This is a genomic window from Hydrogenispora ethanolica (assembly GCF_004340685.1).
Lineage (GTDB): Bacteria > Bacillota > UBA4882 > UBA8346 > UBA8346 > Hydrogenispora > Hydrogenispora ethanolica.
On sequence record NZ_SLUN01000030.1, the window covers coordinates 1 to 22,238 of the forward strand.

Sequence of the window (22,238 nt, forward strand, 5' to 3'; positions counted from 1 at the left end):
TCAGCCTCCTTCGTATTGTAGCTCTGTTCTAAGCTCTCGCTTAGTTTAACCTACGTTTTGCGAATCGGATGCTGGCACTTCCATTATATCTAACACGGATCATGGCATCCCTTACAAGAATCGCAAGATCCTATGAAAGGATCGAGGCATCCCTTACAAGGATGGCTTTCATCCTAACAAGGATGAAGAATATCCTAGTTGGACGGAAGACCATACCTGACACGAGGGGAGATCGACTAATATATTAGGGGGCCGGGGATGGGGGACGAAGCGATGGTCCATTGGCTACGAATTGCGTGGAATGATGGAGAGATGTATATTCTGCAATGGAAACGATCATTAGTGAACAGGACAAATTCTGAAAATCCTGGAATTGGCGTTAGGAAGGATGGTCGTGCGGCGGCGGGAACGTCCCAAACCGGATACGAGTATGATGTAAAAAACATTAAATAACTGGCTTATTTGAAAAAATCGCCTTCTTTGCCTATTTTAACAAATAGGGAGGAGGTGATAAAATTGGACAATCAAATGAGCAAGCTTCGCCAAAAAATTGAAGTTGCCCGTAAAGAAATGGAAAGGTTGTGGGATTTAAAGAAACGGACTGATCCCGAAGTTTTAAGAGCCGCAGCGAAAGTCGACAAATTACTAAACGAGTATCGAAAATTACTAGAGCAAAACGCGGAAAAGTAGGAAAACGGCCGTCACCTTGAGGTGACGGCTTCGTTATTCGTAGAATGGTGAGTTCAATAAGCTGACGGAATAGCGGGGACCCTGAGATTGCTAAGCCGGTACGAATGTGGTTGAAAACCCGGATTGGGAACAAAAATAGCGGGCGGACGTTAAATTAAATATGGAGAGTGAGACCAGGCTCTCCGGGCAAATCCATACCCCCATTACCTCCTTTTTAAAACCCGGCGATTCGGTAGCAGTACCGGTCCGCCGGGTTTTGTTTCCGCCATGGGCGTGCAGAGAGGTATAACAACGACTTTATCACTGGAGAGCATTGTATAATTGATCAATAATCTTTTGTCCAGAAAGGCAAGATTCAGATGGACCGCTATCTCAAGGGCGCCCGGTCATGCCTATTCCCCAGAAAAGATAGTACCATTAGAAGCCATGTGATAAAGTCTGTCGAATCAAAAAATCTTTATGAAGTCAACTCAACTTTCGCAGATCAAATATACCAGTAAACCCTCGCAATCATAGGTAAAGCATCATGACAAGAAATCATCTTGACATATATAAAAATAAGTGATTGAGTTTCCATGTAAAAAAATAAACAAATGAATGTAAGCGATTGAGGGTCGATGGGGACTATTCCTGCCCCCACACCCCCAGGACCAAAGGGTGTAGTGGGACACCCTTTGGAATCCGCCCACTTGGAACCGAGGTTCCAAGACCTCCTCATTCATCCGGGGTTCTAGCATGTCGCCGCCATCCCTGGCATTCTGACTGGCAACCAAGTGTAGGCTTCCGTTGACGACCGCAGGTTTTTCATCCACGAAAATATGCGGCGTCCGCCTTCTTCCCTGAAGGCGGTTACTGTTTCGTAAGCTAAGGGCTCCTAACGACTTTTGAGTTTGATTAAAAACCAGAAAAGACAAAATAGCAACCGTCTCCATGGAGGGAGTCGGCGCCGCTTCTTTTCCAATGCAACGACATTATTCCCCTAGTATAGATGATTTGCGAAAATAACGAACGCTTTACCGTTTTTTCGCAAATCATGTTCTTTGAAGATAATGTCGTTGCATAGGAGGATGAAAAACAGCGGTCGAGAACGGAAGCCATGACCTGGTTGCCGGACAGATGGCCAGGGATGGCGAAGACGTTCTAGAACTGGGATGAATGAGGGAGGCTTGGAATCCGTAGGTTCTCAGCGACAGGAAGTCGCAAAGATGAGGCCCCACGGATGGATACGGCCGAATCCAACGGTTTTTTGGTTATTTTTTTACCGCTAAAAAAGTAACCCGCCGCCGGAACCGTGGGCCAAAGGAACAAGCATCCATAAGTTTTTCCCCCGCAACATTCAATATCAGTTCTGCTTTTAAGCCGTTTGTCAAGCTAACTTTCTTTTTTTCTTTTATGCTTATGTATCTATGGCTTTGTTTGCTTTGTTCTCTGCGAAAGTTGAGAAGTCAATTTTAACGACTTTATCACTGCTTTTCTAAGCTTTTGTGTTCACCCCGACCTTCGGACGGGGTTTATCACAACGCTTTTAGAAGAATTAAGCTGAAGGTGGACGTTTTGGAGAACCTTAACATAAACTAAAGGAGCTAACCCATAATCATGGGCGAACTCCTTTCCTATATCAGATGAAAAGTCTTTGAATCAGCATTCACATCCGAAAAGCCGGTTGTGAATGGCCGGATGATTGACCATTTTTATCATATGAATCAGGGAATATGTCGTAACCCATTTGGGCGCCCAAAAAACTGGTTGCGATTTTTTGAAATTAGGCTAGGGCAGACAGATAATCTGTCCGCGGTAGATGATTGAATTAACACTAAGACTGGGATTGAAGTTCACAATTTCTTCCTGGGAAACGCCGAGTTGATTCGCTAATGTATAGACGTCGCTGTCTTCTTGCATCGTATAGGCTGTTCCGCCGTAAGGGCAATAGCTCGGTTGCTGAAAGCCTGGATAGTACAATGGGCCGTAACGATAGGGTTGGTAATAGCCCGGCCTTCGATAGCGATACCGAAATCTCGGTCGTTCCCGGTCTCTCGGTCGTTCCGGTCCTCTGCGCCGTTGTTCGTCAAGCGATTCGGCAAGCCCTTCATTGAATGATTCTTCGAACGATTCGTACATGGCTGCAATTTTCACCTCACTTGCTTTTTCTACATTCTATGAGCCTGTAAAGAAATTTGCCTTAAGCCAAATGAACAAGTTTGATTTGCCCAGTATGCTTGGGTTTTAATCCGCTATGGAATGGTAATTTTTTCGGAAAGCTCACTTCAATCCGGTGGTTCAGATGTTAAAAAATCGAATCTTAAAAAGTCTTAAAAAGAACACCACACGCCCTTCATGCTTTCTACATATCCAGGGTGTATATTCAGACCATAGTCGTTTTTTCATATCATACCTCCTTACCATACCTCCTTTTTTGCCCGGTGAATTCCATCGGGTTTATTTTTTTATGCCCGAATGGCGGAAAAGTTATAACCTTCCCGGTTTGCTGGGACTTTTAAGATCGAGTTTACGGGCTCGGGAAGCTATCTATATAAGTTGAATTCAATTTCTAATATGCATCATGTCCCGTAAGCCTTCCATGATGGATAAATTGAGGAATTGAATTCAACTTATTACCGCAGTAATAGGATGAAATAAATTCCGCTTTATTTTTATTTGCATTCAGCTTTGTTAAAAGTCGTTGCATTAGGAATGCAAATCGTAGTTAAGAAATTTATTTCATCCTATCAAGTGAAAAAGCAGTTGGTTTCGCTTCAAAAAATTGGCTGCAAGAGGGAGTCAATCCATGGGTTATTTGAAGAGGCGCGGAAAATAATATTGGGTGGTTGAGCCGTATGGAGAGAAAAGGACAGGATGAACTGGAGGATTGCCAAGTTGAACTGGAAAAAGGTTCTGCTGATTGTCTTTGCTGCGGTTAGTTTAGCCGCCCTGTACTTCGCCATTCATTCTTCCCTTCATTATATGGCCAAGCATCCTGTTCCGGAAGTGAATCCCCCCGAGCAACGGCCCGCTCATAGCCAATTTTTCTGGGAAAATGATGAGAAATTTTTAAAACTGCGCGCCAGGTATCAAACCCCGGTGAGGATGGCGGCATTTCAAACTACCCTGCCGGATCCATTGCCGGGTGAAGAATATAATGTGGGGTTAGCTGCAGAAATGTTGAAAGGAACCGTGGTTCAAAGGGAGGGGATTTTCTCAATGAATCAAACTCTTGGACCAAGGACCCGGGAGAGAGGGTTTCGAGAAGGTCCGGCCTATGCGGGAGGCCGGGTTATTCGAGTCATCGGCGGCGGAATCTGTAAAATATCCACCACCCTTTACAATGTAGCTGTTTTGGCCAATTTGGAGATCATGGAGCGTCGTCCCCATGGGATGCTGGTTCCCTATGTCCCGCCAGGACAGGATGCCACGGTTTCTTATGGAACCACTGATTTTAAATTCCGGAATACCAGTGGTCAGCCGATCATGATTTGGGCCGAAAAACGAAATACCACTCTATATATGGTTTTTTATGGGAGGGCTCCGGCACCCCGGGTGATCTGGCATCATCGGGTCTTATCGCGGCGTGAGATGCCGGTCATCCGTCGCTATAATTCCCGTTTGCCCGCAGGGGAGGAAAAAATCGTTCAACCCGGAGCCGAAGGAATGAAGATCAAAAACTGGGTGATGATAAGTCGGGCCAACGGTAAAACGGAACGGAAAGAATTGGGGATAGACCATTACCAACCGATGCCGCAGATCATCGAATCCGGAAAGTAGTATGGGTTCCATCGCGCGATAATCCGAATCATAGAAAATGTTATGCCGAAATATTGATGAAACCTTGCTCATATCATCGTTTCACTTTTTTAAAGTTTAACGGTCGGGTTAACCCATGAGAATCCCGACGACGGGATAGCCCGACAAGGAGACCGGCGCGTGTTGCCGCAGAAATGCGCCGGTCAAATCCTGGCCGGCGAGATGGTTGAAATGTTTCCCCTGGACAAAGACGGTGGTGACGTCATATACGGTTTGATTCACGGCTACGTAAGCGGGCATTCCGTTTTGGCCGTTATAGCGGCTGAGTTCGGCGCGGGTGAAGCGGCGGTTGGCAGGAATCTCAGGCATCTTTTTCAGCTCCGATCATACCAGAGTATTCAGGGTCATCTTGTGCTTGCCATCCAGGTCGAGCAGACGGGTGGCGCAGGAAAGGCAGGGATCGAAGGAACGGACGATCCGGCCCGGTTCCGTCGGGTTCTCCGGCCCGGCGACACAACCCAGGAGCGCGGTTTCGGCCGGCCCACGCCCGCCCGCCTCGTCTTTGGGGGAAAAGTTCCAGGTACTTGGAGTAATGATGGTATACGATTCAATGTCCGTTCCGGCGATGGCCGCCGAGTGCAACAAGGGGCCGCGGGGCGCGTCATTGGCTTGAAATGCCCGAGATGCGACCGGCTTTTCGAGTGGGACGATATACTTGCCATGGAGCGGCAAACTCCGGATCCATTCTTTGATCCAGTCCGAGATGAGTGCCGCCTCTTCGGCCCGGGCCACGATCCGTTCCATGACGCCCAAAGCACGGGGTGGCTCAAAACCATGGGCCGGTCCGGCGATGATTTTGCGCGCCAAGGGACCGCCTTCACAAGCCATGCCTTGATAGCGAGGCGCCTTGACCCAAGTATAAGCTCCCGGTTTAGCGGGGGAAGGTTCGATTTCCGAAGCCGTTTTTTCAAACCAGCTATGGAGGATGCTTTCGGTTATCTCCGTCGCGCGGACCGGCAGCAGCGCGCCGTCCCTCCAGAGACCGGCGGGGAAATGCCCGCCGAACCGGGGGTCAAATAAGCCGAACGATAAGAAATGTCCCGGTCCGGCACCGATCCCGCGATACTCCGGATAGACCTCGGCTAACAGCTGCGCGTCAGGCAACATGACACCGTGAATGAATTCACTCACTTCTTCCAGTAAAGACTGGAATTGGATACGGCGGTCGGCGCTCGGCGGGACGGTGACTCCGGCGGCGACCAAGCCATGCTGGTGCGGGACCTTACCGCCGAAAACCGCGAGCATTTCATGGCATTTCCGGCCGGCCGCCATGGAGGCGAAATAGTGCTCGATATAGGAACGCTGCTGGGCGGGGTGGAGACGGGAAGGCTCGGGATGGCTGCTTGCCGGAACCGGAAGCGTGGCGTCGCCCATGACGGCGGCATCCAAGTAATCCGGCAGCGCCAGCAGGTAAAAATGGCGGATGTGATTCTGCAGAAACTCCGCTCCCAGCATCGCCTGTTGCAGCAGGATCATTTCCGGCGGGGCCTCGCTCCCGTACAGTTGTCCCACCATCCGGGCGGCGGTATAACCGTGGGCCATGGAGCAGATGCCGCAGATTCGCTCCGTAAAATAAACCGCGTCGGTGATCTTGCGGCCGCGCATCATGGACTCAAAACCGCGAAATTGCTCCCCCATGACTTGAGCCTCGCAAACCCTGCCGGCTGGATCGGTAAAAAGATTGATGCTTAAGAGCCCGCTAATCCGGGTGACCGGACTGAAGGTTATCTTCATCTCAGGCTTCCTCCGGCGGCTTCTTCGGCCCGCTTGCGTCGGCGCGTCCTCCCCGGCGCGGCAATTTTTCCGGCAATGGCACATCAAATGGGCTGGAGCGATCGGGAAAACCCGATTTGGTACAGCCAATGCAGGGAGTGCTTGCTTTGACCGGCCAATTCAGGTGGTCATTCCAAAGCCGGTTGGGACAGTCGGCGCCGGCCACGGGTCCCATGCATCCTAAGGAGTACATGCATTCCGCGTCGCCCGGTGCGGCCGCGAAGCAATGGTGGTCAAAATAGGAACGGCGTTGGCACAGGCTGTGGATGGTTTGACCGTAAAAAAGGGTAGGCCGCTGATAACGGTCCACTTCGGGCAGGCCGAAGCGGACCAGGTGGTAAAGGGTTCCGATGAACCAGTCGGGGTTAACCGGGCAACCGGGAACATTGATGACCGGGCGGTCCTGAATCAGTTCCCATACGCCTTTGCTGCCGGAAGGGTTGGGACGGGCCGCCGCAGGGCCGCCGAACGCGGCGCAAGTTCCCACCGCCATGATAAACCGGGATTTGGGAGCCAGATAGTGAAGGAGCTCCTCGCTGGTAAAAACGGACCCGTCGTTTTGAAACGGAATGACATACCGGCCCTGACCGGCCGTAGCGATTGCGCCCTCCACCGCCAGGATGAAATCACCCGCTTCCGCCGTTTGAAACAGCATCTCGCGCGCCCTGGTCCCTTGGTCCGGCATGAGCGCGTTCCAATATTTGACCGCCACCAAAGAACAGAGGATCTGGCTCAGTCCGGGCGCAACCGAATTCAGAAGCGAAATCGAATCCCCGGAACAAGCATTGGCCTCAAACCAGACCAGAGCGGGTTTTGGAGCGGGTGAAAAAAGATCCCCCTCCGAGTATCGGGCCAAACCGTCGCTACCATCCGGCCGGCCCCTACGGATATGACAGAAGTTTTGAAATGAATCGGGATGAGCCATAATTCCTCCGGCGAAACCATACAATGGATAATAAATGGTATGCTGCGAGAGGCAATTTTAGCGAAGGAATGTTCGAAAATTGCGGGAAATTTGCATTATCGGCATTGGCAACGAAATTCGCGGCGATGACGGGGTGGGTCCCGCCGTGGTACGGGAGTTGCAAAAAGGGGCGTTGAGCCAGCAAGCTGATTTTTTCGATCTCGGCGGCAAGCTTTTTGAGATACCGGATCTGGCGCGCTCCTATCCCTCGGCCTTCATCGTGGATGCCTTGCCGCCGGCAGGCGACCCCGGCACGATAACCTTCATTCCTTGGCACAAACGGTGGAAGGAGCCAGTTGCCCGGTATTCGCTCCATGACTTGGATTTAATATGGCAAATGCAAATGGCCGGCGATGATGCCGAAAAAATTTGGTTGGTTGGGGTTGAAATTGCCTCGCTCGAGTGGGGTGTATGCCTTTCACCGGAACTGAATCGAAAATTGCCGGATATTATCAGGACAATAACACGCCAGATTCACTCTTTATTGGAGGAATGAATGGCAAGCGGATCCGCTTCGCAGGAATTCCGGCATTGTCCATTTGTAATATAAAGGAAATTGCGGCTTTTTGGAGAATGTTTCCATTAAAACAATATGGAGGTTTAGCGATGCTGGATAAAATCATTGCCGAGGGCGAAGCGGTCCGCAAGAAATGCGTAAAGGATGGAACCTATGGGGAATACCTTGCCGGAGAAGCGTATGAAAAATGGATCGCCAAAGGAATCATTTATCTGGAGAAGAACCATCAAGGAGAGACGATAACCAAAAATTTTCTCGAGGCAACGCAAAGCCGTGCCGGGGAATCCATTTCCAATTATGAGAAAATGATGGGCATTTTAAAAGCAATCCAAGAATTTGAGGAATAAGTCGCACCTTCGGGTGCTCTTTTATTGCAAAAAAGGAAAGGGCGTAAGCCGGCGAAATCCGGGGAATCATCCGGCATGAAAAGAATTTGGGACTTGCAATTCGGTCGATGGGATGAAGGAAAGGCCGATTTTATGGAGAATATTCAGCAATTATTATTATTGGACACGTAATGGCGAATCACTCATTATTTTGAAATTTTTGGAATTGTGAGAGAACGGAAGCTCTTTTTAAAATATGCCAGGGAAAAATATTATGTCAAAGTGGTTGTTGCTTTTCGTCGGTTTTTTGCTCTTTGAGGGTTGGGCCGCCGCGGCGCCGGAGGTCGTGCGAACCCCCCTCGCCGTCCCGGGGATCGGAACGGTCCACCGCTATCGGATCGGCCGGAATGTCACCATCGGGGTCAATTTTAATTTAGAATTACTGTGCATCGCCACGGCGGCCGGCAGCGGGTTTACCCACCCGGGATACGGCGCCGTTCAAAATGAAATCCGTGATCAGAGCCAGGCTTATTACAGCATGTTTCAGACGATGCAAAGCGCCCTGGCGATGAATGATTTGTCCTTGCGGATGATGGCGCTTCCGGCGCGGAAGTTCAGCACCCCCATTCTGAGTCGAGTTTTAAACCGCGGCCAGATTTTATCCGGGACATTCGGTTATCAGACAAGGCCTTCCGAAAAGCTGGCGGATTTCCCATTAATCGGCACACTGCGGAGCTTTTATCGGGAAAGCGATTCGGGACGTTTTTTCGCCCAGTTGCTTCCCGAATATAATCGCATCACGGATCGTTTTGTTGTAAGGTTTAAAGCCCATTATATCGGGCAGCTCGAGGATTTCTTCGGGGTCGATGCGGGTCAGAACCGTTTTAACATCATTTTGTCGCCGCTGTATAGCGGGGGAGGAGCTTTATACCTGATCAACCGGCAAGGCACAACCACCCATTTCGCCATCATTAATCCCTGCTTGCCACGGGCCCGGATCCTTCGGTTGTTATATCACGAAACGGCTCATACTTTCTTAATGCCGCTGCTCCAGCGACGGATGAGCCTCCTGCGGAGGTACAGGATCTATCAGAATGCTCTGAACCCGGAGGTTGACGGAGTGGTGCGCAATAATTTTTATAGTTTGATGAATGAAACCTTGGCTCGGGTCATCACCGCGAGCATGATAGCGCAGTATCAAGATGGCGCCGCCGCAGAACAGCTTATCTTGAGAGAAAAGAATTCCGGCTGGAAAAACATTGACGAACTGTATTCCCTGGTTCAGAATCAATACCTGACTCAGCGGGAGCGGTATCCGACTTTCGACGATTTTCTGCCGGTCATTTTTCGGTACTTGAAAGTCAAAAGCACCGGAGAATCATTCGATATCGGGCCGCCATTCCGGACAGCGCAACCAATTGTCATGGCCAAAACCCATCCGGCGAATGGCTGAGCGCCCGGGTCAGCACATTCGTCTTAACCCTTGGAAACCTTGTTGCGCTCTGAGAACGGAGGGAATGAACCGAAAATTTGGTTCATGGGAGAACTTCTGGAACAAAACAGGCGGGCCAACGTTGAAAGAATTAGAAGCGTTGTGAAAAACCCTGTCCGAAGGCCAGGGTGAACACAAAAGCTCAGAAAAGCAAGTGATAAAGTCGTTTTTTAGTCCATTGGAAGGATGATTTCCAAATTTGAGGACTTTATCACATGGCTTTTAGGAGAGTTAAGACCAGACTCTTCGAAATGTTCATCATGGATCCTCCTTTTCAAAGTCCGGCGACTGGGCAAAATACCATCGTCGGACTTCTTCTTTTTTCATATTTTCTACTCTGTGCAGCTGAGGGCGAAAATGACATGGATTGGCTGCTTGACAATGGCAAGGGACGGGGGTACATTAATTTCATAGAACGTATTCGGTGAATTTGTTCACCGGAACAGAAGGGACGGAGGCCAGGATATGCGAGACAAATACGCAAGCTTGTTTGAGGAGACTGCCATCGGCACATGCCGGCTGAAGAATCGTTTTGCGATGGCGCCGATGGGTCCGTTGGGGCTTGGCGACGCCGAAGGCGGCTTCAATCAACGGGGGATCGATTATTATGTGGAGCGGGCCCGCGGCGGTACGGGCCTGATCATTACCGGAGTCACCTTTGTGGATAACCGGATCGAGCAGCATGATATGCCTAGTGTCCCTTGCTCCACCCATAATTCGGTTCATTTTATCCGCACCGCCCGGGAGTTGACGGAGAAGATTCATGCCTACGATTCGAAGATCTTTTTGCAGTTGTCCGGCGGATTTGGCCGGGTTACCATTCCGACGAATTTGGGAGAGCATCCGCCGGTGGCGCCTTCTCCCATCCCCCACCGCTGGCTGGATAAAACCTGCCGGCCGTTGACCCGGGAGGAGATCCACGAGATTGTGGTGCAGTTCGGGAAAGGCGCCTTCCATGCCAAGCGGGCCGGATTCGACGGCGTTCAGATTCATGCGGTGCATGAAGGCTATTTGCTGGATCAGTTCGCTATCGCCCTGTTTAATCAGCGCGATGACGAATACGGCGGGAGCCTCGAAAACCGCTTGCGGTTCGCGCGGGAAGTGTTAATGGAGATCAAGCGGACCTGCGGGGCCGATTTCCCGGTCACGTTGCGTTACAGCGTCAAAAGCTTCATCAAGGACTGGCGGGTCGGCGCGTTGCCGGGCGAAGCATTCAGCGAAAAAGGCAAGGACGTTGCCGAAGGCATCGAGGCTGCCAGGTTGCTGGCGCAATACGGCTATGACGCGCTGGATGTGGATGTAGGGTGTTATGATGCTTGGTGGTGGAACCATCCGCCGATGTACCAGGAGAAGGGGTTGTATATTCCCTACGCCAAAATGGTACGGGAGGCCGTCGACGTGCCGGTGATCTGCGCGGGACGGATGGACGATCCCGAACTGGCGCTAAAGGCTCTCAACGAAGGCGCGTGCGACATCATCTCCCTGGGACGGCCGCTGTTGGCCGATCCAGAGTATGTGAATAAATTGGCGGCCGGCCATACCGCCGCGATCCGGCCATGCATTTCTTGCCAAGAAGGCTGCATGGGACGCATTCAGGAATATTCGGCGCTCAATTGCGCCGTCAATCCGCAGGCCTGCCGCGAACGTTCGGAGCGTCTGGTGCCCGCCCCGCGCCAGAAACGGATCCTGATCGTCGGCGGAGGGGTAGCCGGCTGCGAGGCTGCCCGGGTGCTGGCATTGCGCGGCCATGAGCCGGCGGTTTATGAAAAAACGGACCGGCTCGGCGGGAATCTGATCCCCGGCGGCATGCCTTCCTTTAAGGAGGACGATCATGCCCTGGCGGCCTGGTATGCCCATCAACTGAAGCAACTCGGCGTCGCGGTGCACTTGAATGCGGCAATGGATGCCGAAGCCATCCGCAATTGGGGGGCGGACGCGGTGATCGTGGCGACCGGCTCGAATCCCAAAATGGTAACGCTGGAAGGGGCCCCGCTTTATCCCGCCGCCGACGTACTGTTGGGAAGAGTAAAAGCCGGGCAAGACGTGGTGGTGATCGGCGGCGGACTGGTCGGCTGCGAGATCGCACTCTGGCTCCGCGAGCAGCAAAAAACAGTGACCATCGTCGAAACGCTGCCGAAACTATTGGCCATCAACGCCCCGTTGTGTCACGCCAACAGCGACATGCTGGCGGCACTGATCCCCTTCAAAGGCATCGACGCCATCACTTCCGCCAAGGTAACCGGCTATGAGGACGGTTCGGCGCTGGTGGAAACGGCCGACGGGACGCGGCGGGTCAAGGCGGACACGGTCATCGCGGCCATCGGCTACCTGCCGGAGAATACGCTCTACCAAAAACTGCGGCCGGAGCTTCCAGAGCTATATCTGCTGGGCGACGCCCGCCGGGTCGCCAACATCATGTATGCGATCTGGGACGCTTACGAAGTGGCCAGCCACATTCAGTAGGCGGGAGGCGGACTTCTCATTTTTAAATTTTCCACAGGATGATCTTAGGATTCAATAGACTTGATCCCAGGGCTTTTAGTATAATGGTCACTGTAAAGGAGGGCCTTCATGGCCAAGCGGTTGACCAATCGTACCAAGCAGGCTTTATCCACTAAAAACCGGATTTATCAGAACGGGGTCAAGCTGATCGAAAAATACGGCTATGAGAATGTGACCGTCGATCAGATTGCCAAAAAGGCCGGGGTCTCCGTCGGTACCTACTATCATTATTTTCAGTCGAAGTTCGACTTGTTCGTGGAGATCTACCGGCACGGCGATGAATATTTTAAAGCCAAGGTTCCCGAGCTTTTGAAGCAGTATGCGAGCTGTCCGGACAGGGTGAGCGCCTACTTCGGCCTTTACGCCCAGCTGGCTATCGATGACGGCCTGGAGATGGTCAGGAATCTCTATGTACCCACCAACAAAATGTTTATCAGCCATGGCCGGGCCATGCAAGATTTATTAACCGGCATCCTGCGGCAGGGGCAGGAAAGCGGCGAAGTCTCCGGCAGCGTTCCCCCCGAAACGATCACCGAACGGCTTTTTGTTGCCGCACGAGGTGTCATTTTTGACTGGAGCCTGCATGATGGGGAAAGTGATCTCATTGCAGACATGAAGGATATGATCCAAAGACTGCTGCGTACGTATCTTTGAAACGCAGCCGCTGGACTCGCCGGTAATAAGGGCGGGTCTTTCTTTTTGGGAAAATGAAGGGGGATTTTGACTGGCGCAACCCGCAGCAATGAAGGTTTCTTGGTTTCTCGCGGCTTGCCTTCGTACTTGAAGACGGCCGTTTTTTATTGCCGCGAAGGGGATGCCGGTTTGGTTTCAATCGTGTTAACGGAGTCATTGGTTATTCAGGAGTGAATGGTCCGGCCCGATAATCATCCAGTGGGCAATGCGCAAAAGCCGCGCGGCGCCCCGGCGCCGTTCCCGCGCCGCCGGATTTCGGTCCAAAATGATTGAACTGCGGTACCGAGCTTTGTTAAAAATCGGGATCCAATAGGATCCCCTTTAAAACTTCAAGGAGGATCAGAATTGATGCAATGGAAAGTCTGTAACGCGAAATCGTTTCGCGCCCGGGCGATCGGAGTGGTATGCCTGGTCTCGCTGCTTTGTCTGGCTATCGCTTCCGGAATCAACTATTATGTTTCCTATCACGCGCTGATGGACGAGTCGGAGCAAGCCCTGACCGAATCGGCCGGCAAATTCGCCGCCACCATCAACGGCTGGCTCACGACGCAAGGCAAGGTGGTCGAGGAGATCACCGCCGATCTCGAGTTCAGAAAAGATTTGGACCCCCGGGGCTTGGTGGAGTTCTTCAAGATGAAACTCAGGGACAATCCCGCGTTTGGCAACGTATATCTGGGGCTTTACGATAAGCGGTTTATTAACGGCACGGAATGGGTGCCGCCGGCGGGTTACGATCCTTCCCAACGCCCCTGGTTCCAGCAGACCATCGCCAAGGACGGCCTGACTTTCACCGACCCGTACCAGGATATGATCACCCGGAAGATGACGGTGACCGTCGCCAAGCCGTTGCGGTGGAAAGGCACCGTGGTCGGAGTGGTGGGGGTCGATATTTATGTCGATTTCCTGACCGATTTGGTGAAAAACGCCAAACAGGGCAAGGCCGGCTATGCCTTTCTGCTGGATGCGGGGCACAATTTCCTGGTCCATCCCTTCCCGGAGTTCCAACCCCGCGAAGACGGCTTCAGCAAGCTGGACACCGTCTTGAACGGCAGGTTCGGAGCGGTCGCCGAGCGACTCCGGGGACGGCAGGCGCTCATTACGATCCAGCAGGATTATGACAAGGTGTCAAAGTATTTCGTGATGGCCCCGGTCCCCGAGGTGGGCTGGACTTTCGGCTTTGCAGTGCCGGTGGCCGAATTCGCCGCCAAACTGAACGGGCTGATCATCGGGTTTTTGATCGCCCTGGCCGTCTCGCTGATCGTGGGCGTGGCCCTGGCCTCGTTATTCGTCAGCCAGCTGGTGCGGCCGATCCGCAAGCTGACCGCGGCCGCCAAACAGTTGACCGTGGGCGATGTGGCAGTCGAGATCCGGGCCGATAGCCGCGACGAAATTGGCGAGCTGGCGGAGGCTTTCCGGGTTTTGGCCCAGAGCATCCGCGAACAGACCGAATTGGCCAACCGGATCGCCGACGGCGACCTGGCGGTGGAGGTCCGGCTGAAATCCGAGCACGACCAGCAAGGCCACAGTATGCAGAAGATGGTCGAAACCCTGCGGGAGCTGGCGGCCACCACCAATCAATTGACCCAGGCGGCGGCGGCCGGCCAGTTGAGCGTCAGAGGCGAGGAGGGCCGTTTCAAAGGCGTCTATGCGGAGATTGTGTTGGGAATCAACCAGACCCTGGATAGGGTGGTCCGGCCGCTGAATACCGCGGCCCAGTATGTGCAGAGAATCGGCCGCGGCGATATTCCGGAGCGGATCACCGAGACCTATCCCGGCGACTTCGATGAGTTGAAGCAGAGCATTAACGCCTGTATCGACGGGCTGGAGGCGGTCAAGGAATGCAACCGGGTGTTGCAATCCCTGGCGGTCTACGATTTCACGGTGCCATTCACCGAGGAGGGGCTGGGCATTTACGGCGACATGGCCGCGGCCATCCAGGAGCTCCGACTGCGGCTCATTCAGATGCAGACCATCTTCCAGCAGATCGCCGCCGGCGATCTGCAGCAGCTGGAGACATTGCGTCAGGCCGGGAAACGGAGCGAGCAGGATCAAGCTTCGCCGGCGCTCATCCGGATGATGGAGACGATCCAGGCCATGGTCGAGGAGACGCTGCGCCTTTCCGCCGCGGCGGTGGCCGGACAGTTGGAGTCCAGAGGCGAAGCGGAGCACTTCACCGGCGAATACCGGCGGGTCATCGCCGGGTTCAATCAGACCCTGGACGCCATCGTCGCCCCCTTGCGCGAAGCCCAACAGGTGTTGCAGCGGATGGCGGTGAACGATTTCACCGTTCCCATGGACAGCGCCAAATATCAGGGGGCGCTGCAGAATTTGGGCGACGACATCAACCTGGTCCGCGACCGGCTGCTGACCATTCAGGATATCGCGGTCCGGATCGGGAAAGGGGATCTGAGCAAGCTGGCGGAGTTTCGAAGCATCGGCCGGCACTCCGAGAATGACCGCTTGCTTCCTTCCTTCATCGCCATGATGGAAGCCATCGCCAATCTCATCGCCGAGGTGGAACGGCTGACCGGCGCGGCCGTCAACGGGGAGCTGAAAGCCAGAGGCGACGTGGCCCAGTTTGAGGGCGGCTACCAGAAGATTGTGGCCGGTTTCAACCGCACGCTCGATGCGGTTATCGAACCGGTGCACGAGGCCTCCGCCGTTCTGCAGGAGATGGCCGAGGGCAATCTGGCGGTACAGGTCAGTGGCGCATACCAGGGCGACCATGTCCTGCTGGCCCAGGCGCTCAATCATACGATAGCAGCGTTTCACCAGGTTTTGACGGAGATCGGCCATGCCGCCGACCAGGTGGCTTCGGGCGCTCAACAGATCTCCGATTCGGGCCAGGTTCTTTCCCAGGCGGCCGCCGAGCAAGCCAGCACCGTGCAGGAGATCACCGCCACCATGACCGAGATTGCGGCCCAGACCCGGCAGAACGCCCAGAACGCCAACCAGGCCAGCACCATTGCGGCCGAATCCCGGGAACACGGCATCCAGGGCGACGCCGAGATGCGAAAGATGCTGGAGGCCATGACCGGCATCAACGAAGCCTCGGAAAGCATCTCCAAGATCATCAAGGTCATTGACGAGATTGCCTTCCAAACCAATATTCTCGCCCTGAACGCCGCGGTCGAGGCGGCCCGGGCCGGGCAGCACGGCAAGGGCTTTGCCGTGGTGGCCGAGGAGGTGCGCAACCTGGCGGTGCGCAGCGCGAATGCGGCCAAGGAGACGACGGCCCTGATCGAAGGCTCGATGCAGCGGGTCCAGGCCGGAACGCAGATCGCCCAGCAGACCGCCGCCTCCCTGCAGCAGATCCTCGACGGCTCCACCCGTACGGCCCAGCTGCTGGCGGAGATTGCCGCGGCCTCCAATGAGCAGGCGACCGGGATCGCCCAAGTCAACCAGGGGATCAACCTGGTGGCGGATTCCACCGGGACCAACACGGCTACGGCCGAACAGAGCGCTTCCGCCAGCGAGGAGTTGGCCGGCCAGGCCGTTACCTTGCGCGGCATGGTCGAAAGGTTCCGGTTGAAAAATTGAGCGCCGTCCGCCGCCGCTCCGCCCGGGAGCCGGTTCCGGCCGGAGCGGACCCGGGCGCGCCCGGTGGCGCTATTCCTTGACAACCAGTCCCATCAGCCGCGCCAGCGCGACCGCCTGGATCGGAGCGACGATGGCGCCTTTCAGGTCTTCGAGGCGGATGCCGATCCCGTCGATCTGGCAGTCGCTCAGATCGATCCCTTTCAGTCGCGCTCCGGACAGTTGCGCCTGCCGCAAGTCGCAGTCTTGCAAAGCGGTCTTGACGAAGCTGGCTCCTTGAAAATCGGCCGCCGGCAACAGGCATTTCGCGAAGCGGACCTGCTCCAGATCGGCGAAACGGAAAAAGCCGTAGCTCCCGTCGCAGCCATCGAAGACCACATGGCGCAGGGTCGCGCCATTCAGGTCGATCCCTACGGCCTGGCAGCGGAGAAAGACCACCCGGTGCAGGATGGCTCCGCTGATATCCAGGTTTCGCAGATCGCAATCTTCGAACCGGACATCGGTCAGTTCGATCGCTTTCAAGGCGGTCCGCTGAAAAGCGACCTTGCGGAAGAGCGTCTGCCGGAACAGGACGTGGTCGGCCTGTTGATCCCGGATCGCGGCGCCGGTGACGCTCCCCGCCGTGAAGCAATCCTCGGAGCGGATGCCGCGCTCGAAAGCGGGATACTCCTGGAGCTCGGCGGGGAGTCGCGGCGGTGTAATTTTGCAATCAGTTTTTGAATCACTCATGGTTCGTCCTCAAAATGGATCAACGGACCGACGGCCGGTCTGGTTCCCCACCGCCCCATCCGACCAACCGGGCCTTGGTTTGCACGCCCGGCGACACGGCTAAATTGTCGAGTCGCCGGTTTTTTTTCCGCTTGCCGCTCGCTCGCGCTTATTTCTTGGGAAGCGGCGCTTTTGGAGCGTTCCCGGGAGCGCGGCGCGGCGGCGCCGCTTTGCGCTGGTTCCGGAAGACCTCCTCGACCGATACGTTCATCTCGGCGCTGGCTTTTTTCAACGCTTCGATCAGCGAAGCGCTGAGGTCTTTTTCATCCTTGAAGCTCATGCGGATCCCTCCTTCGATCTCATTATCGTCATCTTCCGCCCTCCGGAACAGGATGAAACGCTCCGGATCCACCCGCTGTAGTTACTCCGCCCGCAAACGGCAAGACCTTATCCACAAAAGGAGTTGCTTGGGCGACAGGAGGAAGCGCTTCACCGGCAGACGATTGAGCGGCGGCTGTCGCCACAGTTGCTTCATCCGTTGAAGGAGTTGCTTCATTCACCAAAGGAAGTGCTTCATTCACAAATGATCGAGCGGCGTTCATTGCCACAGTTGCTCTATTCCCAAAAGGCAGAATCTTAACCACAGAAGGAGTAGCTTGATTTACAAAAGGAACTATAGCAGCCGTCGCCGTGGTTGCTCCCGCCAATGCCGTTGCCGGACGAACCGGCGGAAATATTTCTCCCGGCCAAGGGGCGGTGTCAAGCACGCTACCCCGTCTAGCGGAGGAAGAAGATCATCCGCGCAGCCCGCCAAGGACTCCGGTTGCGGGAGAGGGTGGGTACGTGCGTCGCAAGTTTCCGGGTGATGCGTATGTTCAGGATAGGAATGGGGAGCTTATTGGAAAAGGGGGAGGAGCGCGCTTTTTCGAACGGTTGGGGAGCCGCGGACGGCAAGTTGATGCCGATTCGCGAATGGAACGGGCGAATCCCGAATACCATGAAGGGAAAGATGGGATGATGCAGGAGATTGACTGGGAATCAGCCATTAACGTGCGGCGTTCGACCTGGAGCTACGAGAAGCGGCCGGCTTCGCGGAGGAGCTGGCCATTCTCTATGCGACCAGTCTGGGGCCTGCCACTTGCTGGTATGGCCATTAAATGCTGGCCGAATTGGAACGGCTCATGCCGCAGCTTGGGACCGAGGCGGCATCGGCGAAGCCACGGTACGGTTACGGCCAAGGAACCGTTCCCGGCGAAAGGGCCATTTGTATTTCAATTTGAGCCCTGAGAATGAGCTGGAAAAAGGAAGGGAGCGCTTACTTTATTAGGATGTTTTTTCTTGGTTCCATGGATGAGCGGCAGGATTTTATAGTTCGGCGGCGAATGTTTCCATTATCATCCATTCCGATAGAAAAATGGGGGAGCGAAGTTGACGACGATAACCAAAGAGGAGAAAAAGGCCGAATTCGATAGGGCCATCAGTGTCATTGCCAAGGTGGTCAGCGAGATGAAGCAGGGGGACAATAAAGTGATCGAGTGTCCGATCTGCGGCGGCGAGCTGGTCGTCTACCGGCCTTACCGCAAGAAGCTGGCGGCCAAGTGCCACACCGATTACTGCATCAAGATCGTGAGCTGAGAAGTTTCAGCGCGGCGGTTTCCGGCGTAAATTTTGAACGGCCTCATTCATGACAGGAATGAGGCCGTTTTATTAGCTGGGATGAAAGCTTTGTTTCGGACGGGCTGCGGCCTACTTGAAAAAGATCAGCGTGATCAAAAGGAAGGTCGGGATCAGGATCAGGCCCGAATAGAGCATATATTGGAAGAAATGCGGCACTTTCATGCCCTGTTCCTCGGCGATGGACTTGACCATGAAGTTGGGGCCGTTGCCGATGTAGGTGTTGGCGCCCATGAAGACCGCTCCGCAGCTGATCGCCCGCAGCAGATTGGGATCGATCCCGGCGACGGTTTGCGCTCCGGCGTGACCGGCCGCGGTGACGCTCGCCGCCAGCGATGAGAAGGTCAGATAGGTCGGGGCGTTGTCCAGAAAGGAGCTGAGTCCGCCCGTCAGCCAAAAGAACTGCCAAGGCTCGGTGATGCCTAAAGATGCGCCCTTCTCGGCCAACAGCATCAGGAGCGGCACCATGGTCACAAAGATCCCGGCGAACAGGACCGCCACTTCAATAATGGGATTGAAGGTGAACTGATTGTCCGACCGGACCTGTTTCCCTGTAAAGACGAGCGAGAGGATTGTGGCGGCCACCATGATCAGCTCGCGGTAGGGCGTCTTGGCTCCGAAGACCGCCAGGACCACCACCAGTAGAAAGAGCAGGTTGATCTTGCCCTTGATGGTCAAAAGCTCCTTGCGGGCAATATCCTGGATCAGATCCAGATAGTTTTCTTTCTTAAAGGCGATGCTGTCCCAGATATAGAAGACGGCCAGCACGATGCCCACCGCAGTCAGCCACTCCGGGAAGAGCCCCAGCGTCCAGGTGAAGGGGACACCGCGCAGATAGCCCAGGAACAACGGGGGATCGCCGAGCGGTGTGAGACAACCGCCGAGATTGGAAACGACAAAGATGAAGAAGACCGGGATATGTATCGTATGGCGGCGCTCGCTATTGGTCCGCAGCATTGGCCGGATTAATAGCATGCTGGCTCCGGTGGTTCCGATCACATTGGCGATCACCGCGCCGATCAGTAAAAAGACGGTGTTCACCAGCGGAGTCGCTTTTAAGTTTCCCTGAATCAGGATCCCGCCGGAGATAATAAACAACGACGCCAAGAGGACAATGAAGGATAGATAATCGTAAAAGGTCGCCAGCAGTTCCGAGGGGAATTTTACCACCAGGAACAGGAACACCGGAAGGCTGGCGACGAAGGCCACAATCCCCTTGTTGCGGTTCTTCTCCCACCAATGCGGCAGCGCCAGCGGCATCAACGCAATCAGCAACAGAATGACCACAAACGGGACACAAATATAAAAAGGAATTGATTCTTGCGACATAAATTGCAACCTCCATGTAAACATTTGGAGTAGACTTCGAGATAATTCCGGGTTTTCCTCCGCAAAGATCTTCAACATTCCGTAAACAAAGCAGAAACTTGCCGCAAATTGTCGATATTCGCAAGGGTAATGAAATGTTGCCGGGAAAAAAGGATTTCCCGGAACGAGCGCGAAATGTCGAAATGTATGGCAACCCATTATAGCGGTTTATCGGCATCGCTGATTCTATCATTGGAGAAACGACGGAGAGGAGCTTTCACAGTTATGGAACCGATTCGGTTGGGAGTCATCGGCTGCGGCATCGCCGCGCGCATTCTGCACTGGCCGGCGTTGCAGCAACTGAAGGAACAATTTACGATTCAGGCGGTATGCAATCATACGGAACCCAAGGCGAAGGATTTCGCGGCGCTGGTCGGTGGCGTTCCCTATTTTACCGACTATCAAAAGCTGTTGGAGGATCCCGCTATCGAAGCGGTGGCGATCCTGCTGCCGGTTCATCTGAACGCGCAGGCGGTCAAGGATGCGGTGCGCGCCGGAAAGCACGTGATGGTCGAAAAACCGCTGGCGGCCAGTTTGGAAGAGGCCAAAGAACTGGTGGAGCTGTCGCGGACCTGTCCCCAGGTGACTTTGGTGGCGGAGAATTTCCGTTACCGCCGCCTGTTCGACAAAGCCGCCGCTTTTTTGCAGGACGGGACGATCGGCGCGCCGTATGCAGTGTTTTGGAATTGCTTTAAGCACATGACCACCGATAACCAGTACGCCCAGACCCAATGGCGGATCCGGCACCGTTATCCGGGCGGCTTCATCACCGACGGCGGGGTCCATAATATGGCGGCCCTGCGGGATCTCTTCGGAACGCTCACCGTCACCGCGGCATTCGCCAAGTGTATCAATCCGGCCATTGGTGAACTGGATTCGTTGAGTTTTCAGTTTAACGCCGCCCATTCGGTCCAAGGCGTCTTCAATATCTTTTTCAGTTCCAACAGCTATCTTGAAGACCGCTTACTGATCATGGCGCAAGAAGGCTGCATGATCATTGAGAATAATACGCTGACCGTCAAACGGAACGGCCAAACGGAGTACGAGGAGCAGTTCGCGGAAGACAAGGGTTATTTCGAGGAATATCAGGATTTTTTCCAGGCGATCCGGACCGGTTCGCCGGTGAAGAGTTCCTTCGCCGAAGCCTACGCCGATCTGGAAGTGATCATCAGCGCCCTGGATAAGGCAGCCGCGGCTCCGGCAGAATAAGCAGTGCCGCCGGGGTGCGTTTGCGGACCGCTCCGGAACTGAACGATGTATCTAACCACGGAGTAGTAGCAAGGAGGATAACGTATGAGACTGGGTACCTTTCGACTGTCAAACGCTTCATTCATCGGCGTCCTGGATGGAAATGACGTCATCGATCTGGCCGCCGCTGCCGCCGCGCTGCCAAGATATAGGGAGGCGCAAACCGCTTTTTCGGACATGCGGACCACGCTGGCTTCGGTTGAGACGATCCGGGGACTGCTCAAGGAGGGGCCGGTGCTCGGCCCATTCAAGCGCCCGCTGGACCAACTGAAGATCCAAGCGCCCATCGCCAACCCCAACAAGATCATCTGCATCGGCCTGAACTACTTGGATCACGCCATCGAATCCCACGCCGAGGTCCCGACCGAACCGGTCATTTTCACCAAGTTCCGGACCTCGATCACCGGACCGGGTCAGCCCATCCGGCTGCCCCGCATCTCCAAAACCGTGGATTATGAGGCAGAGCTCGCGGTGGTCATCGGCAAAACGGGCAAACGCATCCCGGAGGAGGAGGCCATGGAGCATGTGGCGGCCTACACCGTTTTTAATGACGTGAGCGCCCGGGATCTGCAGAACCGCGGCAGCCAATGGACCAAGGGAAAGGCGCTGGACACCTTTGCGCCGCTCGGCCCGTACCTGGTGACCCGGGACGAGATCGCCGACCCCCACAACCTGGCTATCAAGCTCGAACTGAACGGCAAGTTAATGCAGAATTCCTCCACCAGCCAGCTGATCTTTAAGATCCCCCAGCTCATCAGCTTTCTCTCGGAACTGGTCACCCTGGAGCCGGGCGATCTGATCGCCACCGGAACCCCGCCGGGAGTCGGCATGGCCCGCAAACCGCCGGTGTTCCTGCAACCCGGCGATACGGTGAAGGTGAGCATCGCCGGGCTGGGCGAGTTGGTCAACCCCGTGGTGGCCGATTCCTGATCGAAAGAAGAACGCGGC

Annotated in this window: 18 protein-coding genes; 12 read left to right on the top strand and 6 right to left on the bottom strand. The window is 54.6% G+C overall.

From position 1 onward, the window contains the following. Positions 1-258 precede the first annotated feature (258 nt). The 3 genes from EDC14_RS19645 to EDC14_RS19660 all read left to right on the top strand — a co-directional run bounded on the left by EDC14_RS19645 (position 259) and on the right by EDC14_RS19660 (position 4,449). A complete protein-coding gene (locus tag EDC14_RS19645) occupies positions 259-453 on the top strand; it encodes a hypothetical protein (protein WP_132016027.1) in 195 nt (64 codons plus the stop codon). Between the two features lie 63 nt (positions 454-516). Beyond that, positions 517-690, top strand: a complete 174-nt coding sequence (locus EDC14_RS19650; RefSeq protein ID WP_132016028.1) for an aspartyl-phosphate phosphatase Spo0E family protein — start codon at positions 517-519, stop codon at positions 688-690. Between the two features lie 2,874 nt (positions 691-3,564). Further along, a complete protein-coding gene (locus EDC14_RS19660) occupies positions 3,565-4,449 on the top strand; it encodes a VanW family protein (protein WP_165908160.1) in 885 nt (294 codons plus the stop codon). Positions 4,450-4,557: 108 nt separating this feature from the next. Here the strand turns inward: EDC14_RS19660 and EDC14_RS19665 are convergent, their stop codons facing one another. From EDC14_RS19665 to EDC14_RS19675, 3 genes are read right to left on the bottom strand one after another with little or no spacing between them, the layout of a single operon-like run. Further along, positions 4,558-4,797 carry a cytochrome b5 domain-containing protein gene (locus EDC14_RS19665; RefSeq protein WP_132016031.1) on the bottom strand — a complete coding sequence of 80 codons (240 nt, stop codon included), beginning with the start codon at positions 4,795-4,797 and terminating at the stop codon, positions 4,558-4,560. A gap of 15 nt (positions 4,798-4,812) precedes the next feature. After that, positions 4,813-6,222: a nickel-dependent hydrogenase large subunit gene (locus EDC14_RS19670; protein ID WP_165908161.1), complete on the bottom strand. Its 1,410-nt coding sequence runs from the start codon at positions 6,220-6,222 to the stop codon at positions 4,813-4,815. Between the two features lies 1 nt (position 6,223). Next, positions 6,224-7,186 (bottom strand): hydrogenase small subunit, encoded by a 963-nt coding sequence (locus EDC14_RS19675; protein ID WP_132016033.1) that lies wholly within the window; start codon positions 7,184-7,186, stop codon positions 6,224-6,226. A 79-nt stretch (positions 7,187-7,265) separates the two neighbouring features. Here EDC14_RS19675 and EDC14_RS19680 point away from each other — a divergent pair, with 79 nt between their 5' ends. From EDC14_RS19680 to EDC14_RS19705, 6 genes are all read left to right on the top strand, one after another. Further along, a complete protein-coding gene (locus tag EDC14_RS19680) occupies positions 7,266-7,721 on the top strand; it encodes a hydrogenase maturation protease (protein WP_132016034.1) in 456 nt (151 codons plus the stop codon). After that, positions 7,718-8,089: a hypothetical protein gene (locus tag EDC14_RS19685; protein ID WP_132016035.1), complete on the top strand. Its 372-nt coding sequence runs from the start codon at positions 7,718-7,720 to the stop codon at positions 8,087-8,089. The genes EDC14_RS19680 and EDC14_RS19685 overlap by 4 nt, the downstream gene beginning before the upstream one ends. Before the next feature lie 253 nt (positions 8,090-8,342). Further along, entirely contained in the window at positions 8,343-9,521 is a 1,179-nt protein-coding gene (locus EDC14_RS19690) for a DUF4932 domain-containing protein (protein ID WP_165908162.1), read from the top strand. A gap of 504 nt (positions 9,522-10,025) precedes the next feature. After that, positions 10,026-12,023: an oxidoreductase gene (locus tag EDC14_RS19695; protein WP_132016037.1), complete on the top strand. Its 1,998-nt coding sequence runs from the start codon at positions 10,026-10,028 to the stop codon at positions 12,021-12,023. 108 nt (positions 12,024-12,131) lie between these two features. Then, a complete protein-coding gene (locus EDC14_RS19700; RefSeq protein ID WP_132016038.1) occupies positions 12,132-12,716 on the top strand; it encodes a TetR/AcrR family transcriptional regulator in 585 nt (194 codons plus the stop codon). Positions 12,717-13,103: 387 nt separating this feature from the next. Further along, complete coding sequence (locus tag EDC14_RS19705; RefSeq protein ID WP_243663037.1) at positions 13,104-16,295, top strand: methyl-accepting chemotaxis protein; 3,192 nt, start codon at positions 13,104-13,106, stop codon at positions 16,293-16,295. Between the two features lie 69 nt (positions 16,296-16,364). Here EDC14_RS19705 and EDC14_RS19710 read toward each other — a convergent pair whose 3' ends face one another. Together EDC14_RS19710 and EDC14_RS26875 are read right to left on the bottom strand one after the other, a co-directional pair. Beyond that, complete coding sequence (locus EDC14_RS19710) at positions 16,365-17,021, bottom strand: pentapeptide repeat-containing protein (protein WP_132016040.1); 657 nt, start codon at positions 17,019-17,021, stop codon at positions 16,365-16,367. A gap of 148 nt (positions 17,022-17,169) precedes the next feature. Continuing rightward, a complete protein-coding gene (locus tag EDC14_RS26875) occupies positions 17,170-17,340 on the bottom strand; it encodes a hypothetical protein (protein ID WP_165908163.1) in 171 nt (56 codons plus the stop codon). A gap of 1,088 nt (positions 17,341-18,428) precedes the next feature. On the opposite strand from EDC14_RS26875, the gene EDC14_RS19715 reads away from it, so the two are divergent. Beyond that, complete coding sequence (locus EDC14_RS19715) at positions 18,429-18,635, top strand: hypothetical protein (RefSeq protein ID WP_132016041.1); 207 nt, start codon at positions 18,429-18,431, stop codon at positions 18,633-18,635. 111 nt (positions 18,636-18,746) lie between these two features. On the opposite strand, the gene EDC14_RS19720 is transcribed toward EDC14_RS19715, so the two are convergent. After that, complete coding sequence (locus EDC14_RS19720) at positions 18,747-20,003, bottom strand: sodium:proton antiporter (RefSeq protein WP_132016042.1); 1,257 nt, start codon at positions 20,001-20,003, stop codon at positions 18,747-18,749. A gap of 264 nt (positions 20,004-20,267) precedes the next feature. On the opposite strand from EDC14_RS19720, the gene EDC14_RS19725 reads away from it, so the two are divergent. Beyond that, positions 20,268-21,251 (top strand): Gfo/Idh/MocA family protein, encoded by a 984-nt coding sequence (locus EDC14_RS19725; protein WP_165908164.1) that lies wholly within the window; start codon positions 20,268-20,270, stop codon positions 21,249-21,251. 84 nt (positions 21,252-21,335) lie between these two features. Next, a complete protein-coding gene (locus EDC14_RS19730; protein WP_132016044.1) occupies positions 21,336-22,220 on the top strand; it encodes a fumarylacetoacetate hydrolase family protein in 885 nt (294 codons plus the stop codon). Positions 22,221-22,238: the final 18 nt, after the last annotated feature.